Below are 8666 nucleotides of genomic sequence, written 5' to 3'. Positions count from 1 at the left end.
AATAAATGTTTTATATAAAACTCCTTGAATCAATTACTTTCCTTAAAAAATATGTACAGTTTTGTGTTGACATTCCAGTATCATTGCAAGTACAGTTGGTGTCATACCTGGTATTGGCATGATGCTTCATTGGGTAGCATTTATATGTTTACTTATTGATGGATTAATTACTATTAAGAAAAAGATAATTCTGTAGTAAATGTATCAATTTTCTATAAAAAAGTCCTTAAATATTACTTTTGGGACTTTTATTTTTTAATATAAAACATCTTTTATAATAGGAATCTTAGAAAAAAATTGAACTAATTTCTAGACATCCAAGCACTTTAAATATATGAATATAATAAAATAAAAAGAATTTTCAAAAACTACTTACTACTTTCTTTTATTCATGATACACTTTAAAATAATTTCCTTTCATTTTGGAGGGGATGTAATGAGTGATTTGTTTACGTTTTTCCTTCTATCTTTATTTGTTGTTATGAGTCCAGGAATTGATACCGCTTTAATTACAAAAAGGACAATTGCTGACGGTCGAGCAAGTGGTTATCAAATAGCATTAGGCATTACCTGCGGTTCATTGGTGCATACGCTAGCAGCAGCATTTGGATTATCCGCAATTCTAATGAAGTCAGCTGTAGCTTTTGAAATCGTTAAGTATTTAGGAGCGATTTATTTAATTTATCTTGGAATATCATCATTTATCAAGCGGGACAATCAAGCAAATAACAATAAGAATCATGAAATTAGAAAAAATCAATCGGCATTTCGGCAAGGTTTATTGTCAAACGTATTAAATCCTAAAGTGGCAATGTTCTTTTTGACTTTCTTACCTCAATTTGTTACAGAAGGTTCAAATGTAACCATTCAGCTAATAACCATGGGGTGTATTTATACATTTTTATCTATTACATGGTTTTTTGTTTATGTATTCTTCATCAATTATTTACGGGAATGGTTAATGTCAGCTAAGGTACAAAATGTTTTAGATAAAGCAACTGGAATTGTCTTAATTGGCTTTGGCTTAAAATTAGCATTGGAAAAGCAAAATTAAAGATGAGTCCCTACCTTAAATAAAAAGGAAGGGACTTTTTTGTGTATCATGGAGAAAATAATTTTATCCCTTTAATATGATCGGTTTTCTCTAATCTAAAACGACCTGATAATATTTAGGCTCATCCAACCTTTTTTAACAAAAAAATTATCTTTTATTATGTTTTACTACTAAAATATAAAGGAGTATTGAAAAAATAATTATCAAATTAGTAATAATATAAATTTTTGAAAGAAATTTCGAACTCGAACACGATAATTGAACTTTTGTATAGAAAGAATAGAAGTTAATTTCATGATTTTATATGGAGTGAATGAGATGATTTGGATTATTCTATTTACTATTGGGCTTATTGGAGGGATGATAGGAAGTTTAGTAGGTTTAGGCGGAGGGATTATCATTGTACCGTCTCTCCTTTTTATAGGTTCATATACGGAAATACTTCATGATTTTACAACTCAAATGGTTGTTGGAACATCCGTATTCATCCTAATTTTTACTGGCTTATCTTCTACTTTAAGTTATTTAAAACAGAAAAAAGTTGATTTCATTGCAGGACTAACCTTTTTTATCGGGAGTGGACCTGGAGCAATAATAGGTGCATGGTTAAATAAAAAAGTAGATGGAAATATATTTGAAATAATGTTTGGAGTTTTGATTATTATTATTTCTATCTTTTTACATGTAAAAAAATATATGAAGCCATTAGAAACAATTTTTCCTATTTCTCGATATTACATAGATGAAAGTGGTAAAATGCATCATTACTCATTTCATTTACCAATAGCCATTGGTTTTTCTTTCTTAGTCGGCACTTTATCTGGTCTTTTCGGTATAGGAGGAGGATCATTAATGGTCCCGTTTATGTTACTGTTATTTCGTTTTCCACCGCCGGTAGCTGTTGCAACATCAATGTTCCTAGTTTTTCTTTCATCTATTGTCGGCTCAACAACTCATATTGTCTATGGAAATGTTAATTGGTTATGGACAATCGCCCTTGTTCCTGGTGCATGGATTGGCGGGTGGCTCGGGGCTAGATTAAATGCCCGTTTAAGGGATCATACAGTCATAACCATTTTTCGAGTATTACTTATATTCGTCGGGCTAAAGCTCATTATTTAAAAAAATAAGAATCTCATTTCACACTTACAAATCAATCTATTATGACTAAAGTGAAGAGTTTGGGTAGTCAAACTCTTTTTTTTGTGTGTTTAATGGTGAATTTTAATGTTTTATGACAAATGTCATATGAAAAACCTTACATTCATTACTGTTTATATTGGAAAAATACGTCTATTCTATAATTAATAAAGTATTATTAGGAGGCTACTATGGCTAAAGAAAAACTTGTGCAACTAAAAAAACAAATTCGGCCTTATGAAAAGTCTGATACGAAAACAAGTGTTTGGCAGTTAATCAATACAATCCCCCCATTTTTTCTATTATGGTTCTTTTCATATCAAGCTCTTTCCGTCTCCATTTGGTTATCTCTTGTTCTATCTATAATAGCTGCAGGTTTTGTTATCCGAATCTTCATCATATTTCATGATGCTTGTCACGGTTCGTTTTTCGCTAATAAAAGGTGGAATGACATCGTTGGAACAATTACCGGCATTATTACAATGTTCCCTTATAGAAAATGGAAAAGAGAACATAACATTCATCATGCAACGAGTGGTAATTTAAATAAAAGGGGAACTGGTGATGTATGGGTAATGACTGTAGAAGAATACACTCGAGTATCAAAATTAGAACGATTGCAATATCGCTTATATCGTAATCCGTTAGTTATGTTTGGATTAGGACCGCTGTATCTTTTCCTAGTAACGAACCGTTTGAATAGAAAAGATGCTCGGAAAAAGGAAAGACGTAATACGTATTTAACAAATGTATCAATTCTTACTATTTATTCACTTCTTATTTACTTTCTCGGTTGGGAAAAATTTCTCCTCGTTCAATTACCGATTATGTTCACAGCAGGAGCTTTAGGAATTTGGTTATTTTATGTTCAGCATCAATTTGAAGATTCGTATTTTGAAGATGAAAATGATTGGGACTATGTAAAAGCCGCCATTGATGGAAGTTCTTACTACAAACTACCTAAAATTTTACAATGGGTAACCGGCAATATTGGTTATCATCACGTTCATCATTTAAGTCCGAAAGTACCGAATTATTATCTTGAAAATGTTCATGAGTCGACCCCGCCGCTTCAGCAAGCAACAACTATAACCATTGGATCTAGTTTAAAATCCATTCGTTTTAAACTATATGATGAAAAAAATAAGACTTTTGTAACTTTTAAAGACGTTAAGCCGCTTCTACGAAAAAAAACATCTAATGTACCGGTAAACAACCACTAATATAATGTTTAGAGAAAACCGTTCTTTTAGAATGGTTTTTTCTTATATAAAAAGTGGTATAATGATTCAATACAATTGGAAAGGACATTGTTATGAAAAATTGGTTTAACCTTTTTCCAAGAAATTTGAGCTTGAGTATTTATGTTTGGATGATTTTTAGTCTATTACCTTTTTATTTTATCTTCGTCTCTACTTCACCAATGGAGATTATCCTAGGTATAGTATTAATTGTTTTGTTTTTTATTGCCTATCTTTTATCGTTTTTATCCAATGGTCCACTTCTATATGTATGTGTATCAGTTATGATGCTGATTAGTATAGGTATGTCGATCTTTTACGGCTATGTATATTTTTCATTATTCATTGCGTTTTATATTGGGAATGTTCAACATAAAGGCGGCTTTATATCTTTATATGTTATCCATTTAGTCACATCAACATTAGCTGCTTCATTGAGTTTCTTCACCCAAAAAGATTTGTTTTTTTCACAATTACCGTTTATTATGATTACAATTTTGGGAGTTATTTTACTTCCTATAAGTACATATAACAGGATAAAAAGGATTAAATTAGAGGAACAATTATCAGATGCTAATAAACGTATTTCTCAATTAATGGTTTATGAGGAACGTCAAAGAATCGCAAGAGACTTACATGATACACTAGGTCAAAAGTTGTCGTTAATCGGTTTAAAGAGTGATCTAGCTGGTAAATTGTTAGATAGAGATCTGAGTCAAGCAAAAAAAGAGATAGCAGATATTCATCATACTGCAAGATTAGCATTAAAAGAAGTGCGCGAAATGCTTTCTAACATGAGAGGAAAAAAATTAAACGAAGAGCTTGAATACGTTCAACAACTGTTACAGGCAGCAAATATAGAAGTAATGATTCGTGGTGAAAAGAATTTACACTCGGCCCCTGCGTTTATCGAACATGTGTTAAGTATGTGTTTAAGAGAAGCCGTTACGAACGTTGTGAAACATAGTCAGGCAACATTGTGCACCATTCATATACAGGAACATCAAAATGAGTTTGTTCTCGAAGTTTCAGATAATGGTGTAGGGATAACAGAGGATAAGCAATCATTAAAAGGACACGGATTAATGGGGATACAAGAACGGCTTGAATTCGTAAACGGTGAATGTCAATGGTCATCTGAAAATGGTACAACTATTACGATAAAAGTTCCTAACGTATTAAACCAAAGTTCATAGGGAGGAAATGATGATAAAAATTGTAATTGCAGAAGATCAAAAAATGTTGCTCGGAGCGCTCGGCTCACTATTAGATTTAGAAGAAGATATAAAAGTGATAGGAAAAGCCGAGAACGGTGAAGAAGCAGTACGACTGGTCAAAGAGTTAAAACCGGATGTATGTATAATGGATATTGAAATGCCAATTAAGAGCGGTTTGGATGCTGCTGAAGAAATGATGGATTTACCTTGTAAAGTAATTATTTTAACAACGTTTGCACGGACTGGTTACTTTGAGAGAGCACGTCGAGCCAAAGTGAGTGGATACTTACTGAAAGATAGTCCAAGTGAAGAGTTGGCCAATTCTATACGCTTGATTATGAAAGGTCATCGTATTTATGCACCTGAGTTAATTGACCAAGCATATGAAGAGACAAACCCTTTAACAGAAAGAGAAACTCAAGTGTTACATTTAATTGCTGAAGGAAAAAGTACGCAAGAAATTGCAAAAACTCTTCATCTTACGTATGGTACGGTGAGAAATTATATTTCAGTTATATTCGATAAATTGGAAGTATCTAATCGAGTTGAGGCTATTAAAAAGTTTAAAGAAAAAGGATGGATGTAATATTTATCCTTTTTTCTAATTTATTAAGTTTATTGTTATACATTGTTAATGTTCCTTTTAGGAGAGCATAATTTGTCCATAATTGCATTCGCTTTTCACTGAGCAATAAAATAAATGAGTCCAAATTACTGTTGAAGTGGAGAACCAAACTCTCAAATTATTCTTCTTGCACTCCTCTTATAAGAATTTAGATTGGCCCATACTGAGCCAAACAAAAGGAAATTAGATTTCCCTCTTTTCTGTTTTTATAGCTCTGTATTAATAAGACATCATAACAGCTATGATTCCAAATATAGAAGCTAAAATTGTCAATAGTACTACTCTTTTGATTTTTCTTTCCCATTTATATACAAAATTCTTTGATAAACTTCTATCAGCATTAATGGCATTTTTTAAATCCTTACTAAACTTAGATGTTTGAAAAATTAAATATGTTATGATGCTAATCGAAACTAGAGCAGACAAATTTTTCAACCAATTCATCAACTTCACCCCATTAAATTATGCACATCTCTATAATTGTCTGAATTTTTTAACTGAAGTGTATCATAATTTCCCTATTCGCAAAATCATTTTCCACCTTCGTTTATTCGTCAATTTTTAGTACGAATATGATCATCCTCTATTCTTTCCTTCTTGTCTTTCCTATTGATTTCTTTTATCCCATTAAGACATATGTTAATAATTTTGGATGCTAAAAAAGATTGCTCTTATTAATAATCTGTTAATTAAAATTATTGAAAAATCTAGAGAATTAGATAGTAACATTTTTGCTTTATGGTAAACTAAAAAATGAGTGATTGAAGGGCATAACGAATTCCCATTTCTGTTTTAATGGATGTATTACTGGAGGTAAAGAAAATGAATACCTATAAAGATGATAGTTGGGCTTTACATACCGACTTATATCAAATAAATATGGCAGAAACATATTGGGAGGACAATATTCATAATCGGAAGGCGGTATTCGAAGTTTTTTTTAGAAAACTTCCGTTCAATAACGGATTCGGTATATTTGCTGGGCTTGAAAAGGTTATCCAATATTTGAAAGACTTTAGGTTCTCTGAAAGTGATATTCAATATTTAAGAGAAGAGCTAGGATACAAGGAAGATTTCCTAGAATATTTAAAAGGGTTACGTTTTTCAGGTACAGTTCGTTCAATGAGAGAGGGAGAGCTTGTCTTTGGAAATGAACCAATCATGCGAATTGAAGCTCCTCTTGCAGAAGCCCAATTGGTTGAAACAGCTATCTTAAACATTGTGAACTATCAAACATTAATAGCAACAAAGGCAGCTCGTATTAAGCAAGTAGTCAAAGATGAAGTAGCAATGGAATTTGGATCTCGTAGAGCTCATGAAATGGATGCAGCCCTTTGGGGTGCACGTGCTGCATATATCGGTGGATTTGAGTCTACATCCAATGTACGTGCAGGAAAAATATTTGGAATTCCTGTCGTTGGAACACACGCGCATGCGATGGTGCAAGCGTACCGAGACGAATATACCGCATTTCATAAATACGCGAGAAGACACAAAAATTGCGTATTTTTAGTTGACACATACGACACTTTAAAATCAGGTGTACCTAATGCTATACGAGTAGCAAAAGAATTAGGAGACAAAATTAACTTCATAGGCATACGACTCGATAGCGGAGATTTAGCGTATTTGTCTAAAGAAGCTAGAAAGATGTTGGACGAAGCAGGATTTAAAGATGCAAAAATCATTGCCTCTAATGACTTAGATGAAGAAACAATTATCAATTTAAAAGCCCAAGGTGCGAAAATTGATATTTGGGGAATTGGGACCAAATTAATTACTGCATATGATCAACCAGCATTAGGGGCCGTCTACAAAATGGTTTCTATCGAAGACGAAAACGGTCAGATGATTGATACGATCAAAATAAGCGGTAACCCTGAAAAAGTTACAACACCTGGACTGAAAAAAGTATTTAGAATCATTAATTTGACCAATAACAAATCTGAAGGTGATTATATTACGCTTGAGCATGAAAATCCTCAAGAAGAAAAAAGATTAAAAATGTTCCACCCAACTTATACATTTATTAGTAAGTTTGTTACAAATTTTAAAGCGAAAGAGTTGCATCACTTAATTTTTGAAAATGGGAAATTAGTTTATGATCTCCCATCCATAAAAGAAATACAAGCATATGCTAAAGAAAACCTAAATTTACTTTGGGATGAATATAAACGTTCTTTAATGCCAGAAGAATATCCTGTAGATTTAAGTCAAGCATGCTGGGATAATAAAATGAAAAATATTGAAGAGGTAAGAGGAAAAATTAAACGAATGATATTAGATCAGGAAAAATGATTTCTGGCAATATAATAGAAAGCGGATAAATCTTCGACGCTGACCATTTTACCATGATTCCTTTTTGATCGATCTATTACTGCTGATGTCATTTGGGGAATATTTAGCCGATATACTTGCTTTAAAAGAAATGTTATAAATATATATAAGCATTTATATAAACGGACAGGGGGAAAAACGGGTGTCTCTACAGGAAGAAATTATAAAAGAATTAAATGTAAAATCCAAAATTGACCCTAAAGAGGAAATTAGGAATCGAATCAATTTTTTGAAAGAATATTTACTCTCGGCAAAAGCAAAAGGTTTTGTATTAGGAATTAGTGGCGGACAAGATTCAACACTTGCTGGAAGGCTGGCGCAATTAGCAGTGGAAGAATTAAGAAATGAAGGACATCAAGTAAAATTTGTTGCCGTGCGCTTACCTTATCATATTCAATTAGATGAAGATGACGCACAGTTAGCTCTTAAATTTATTCAGCCAGATGAAGTTATTACTTTTAACATTCAAGAATCGGTAGACGCTCTTTCACAAAGCTTTGCAAAATCTACGAATGAAAAGATAACGGATTACAATAAAGGGAATGTTAAAGCAAGAATACGAATGGTTGCACAATATGCTATCGGTGGCCAACATAATCTATTAGTCATCGGCACTGATCATGCTGCTGAAGCTGTTACGGGATTTTTCACGAAATATGGAGACGGTGGAGCAGACTTATTGCCTCTATCCGGATTAACGAAGCGGCAAGGGCGACTTTTATTAAAAGAACTTGGTGCGGATGAACGTTTATATTTGAAAAAACCAACGGCTGATTTACTTGATTTAAAACCACAGCAATTAGATGAAACAGAGCTTGGTATATCGTATGATGAAATCGATGATTATTTAGAAGGAAAGCAAGTTTCAAAAGAAGCTGCTGAAGAAATCGAAAAACGTTATATCATCACTAGACATAAACGAAATCTCCCAGCTACGATGTTTGATCATTGGTGGAAATATTAAGAGTCTATATTTGCACATAACCCTGTCAAGTAGACAATGAAAAAAAGAGTATATTAAGCTGCGGTCTTTTCTCGATATTCAATCGGGG

General features: G+C 32.7%; 8 protein-coding genes. 7 read left to right on the top strand and 1 reads right to left on the bottom strand.

Translation table 11 applies throughout. The annotated features are described in order from the left end of the window. Positions 1–436 precede the first annotated feature (436 nt). From AC3ASS_RS13035 to AC3ASS_RS13015, 5 genes are all read left to right on the top strand, one after another. Complete coding sequence (locus AC3ASS_RS13035) at positions 437–1054, top strand: LysE family translocator (RefSeq protein ID WP_488283957.1); 618 nt, start codon at positions 437–439, stop codon at positions 1052–1054. 318 nt (positions 1055–1372) lie between these two features. Beyond that, positions 1373–2176, top strand: coding sequence for a sulfite exporter TauE/SafE family protein (locus AC3ASS_RS13030; RefSeq protein ID WP_488283956.1), 804 nt, complete (start codon positions 1373–1375; stop codon positions 2174–2176). A 209-nt stretch (positions 2177–2385) separates the two neighbouring features. Next, positions 2386–3417 carry a Delta(5) desaturase DesA gene (gene desA, locus AC3ASS_RS13025; protein WP_488283955.1) on the top strand — a complete coding sequence of 344 codons (1032 nt, stop codon included), beginning with the start codon at positions 2386–2388 and terminating at the stop codon, positions 3415–3417. 92 nt (positions 3418–3509) lie between these two features. Beyond that, the gene (locus tag AC3ASS_RS13020; RefSeq protein WP_488283954.1) at positions 3510–4631 is read left to right on the top strand and encodes a sensor histidine kinase; all 1122 of its coding nucleotides are present in this window, start codon (positions 3510–3512) and stop codon (positions 4629–4631) included. A 10-nt stretch (positions 4632–4641) separates the two neighbouring features. Next, positions 4642–5238, top strand: a complete 597-nt coding sequence (locus AC3ASS_RS13015; protein ID WP_488283953.1) for a response regulator transcription factor — start codon at positions 4642–4644, stop codon at positions 5236–5238. A 258-nt stretch (positions 5239–5496) separates the two neighbouring features. Here the strand turns inward: AC3ASS_RS13015 and AC3ASS_RS13010 are convergent, their stop codons facing one another. After that, complete coding sequence (locus tag AC3ASS_RS13010) at positions 5497–5724, bottom strand: hypothetical protein (protein WP_488283952.1); 228 nt, start codon at positions 5722–5724, stop codon at positions 5497–5499. Between the two features lie 375 nt (positions 5725–6099). Here AC3ASS_RS13010 and AC3ASS_RS13005 point away from each other — a divergent pair, with 375 nt between their 5' ends. Together AC3ASS_RS13005 and nadE are read left to right on the top strand one after the other, a co-directional pair. Then, on the top strand, positions 6100–7575 hold the full coding sequence (locus AC3ASS_RS13005; protein WP_488283951.1) for a nicotinate phosphoribosyltransferase: 1476 nt from the start codon (positions 6100–6102) through the stop codon (positions 7573–7575). Between the two features lie 181 nt (positions 7576–7756). Then, positions 7757–8578 carry an NAD(+) synthase gene (gene nadE / locus AC3ASS_RS13000; RefSeq protein ID WP_488283950.1) on the top strand — a complete coding sequence of 274 codons (822 nt, stop codon included), beginning with the start codon at positions 7757–7759 and terminating at the stop codon, positions 8576–8578. Positions 8579–8666: the final 88 nt, after the last annotated feature.

Source organism: Bacillus sp. JST-5, from assembly GCF_057747715.1.
The sequence above is the reverse complement of the archived record's forward strand: the minus strand, read 5'-3'. Positions and strand labels throughout refer to the sequence as shown.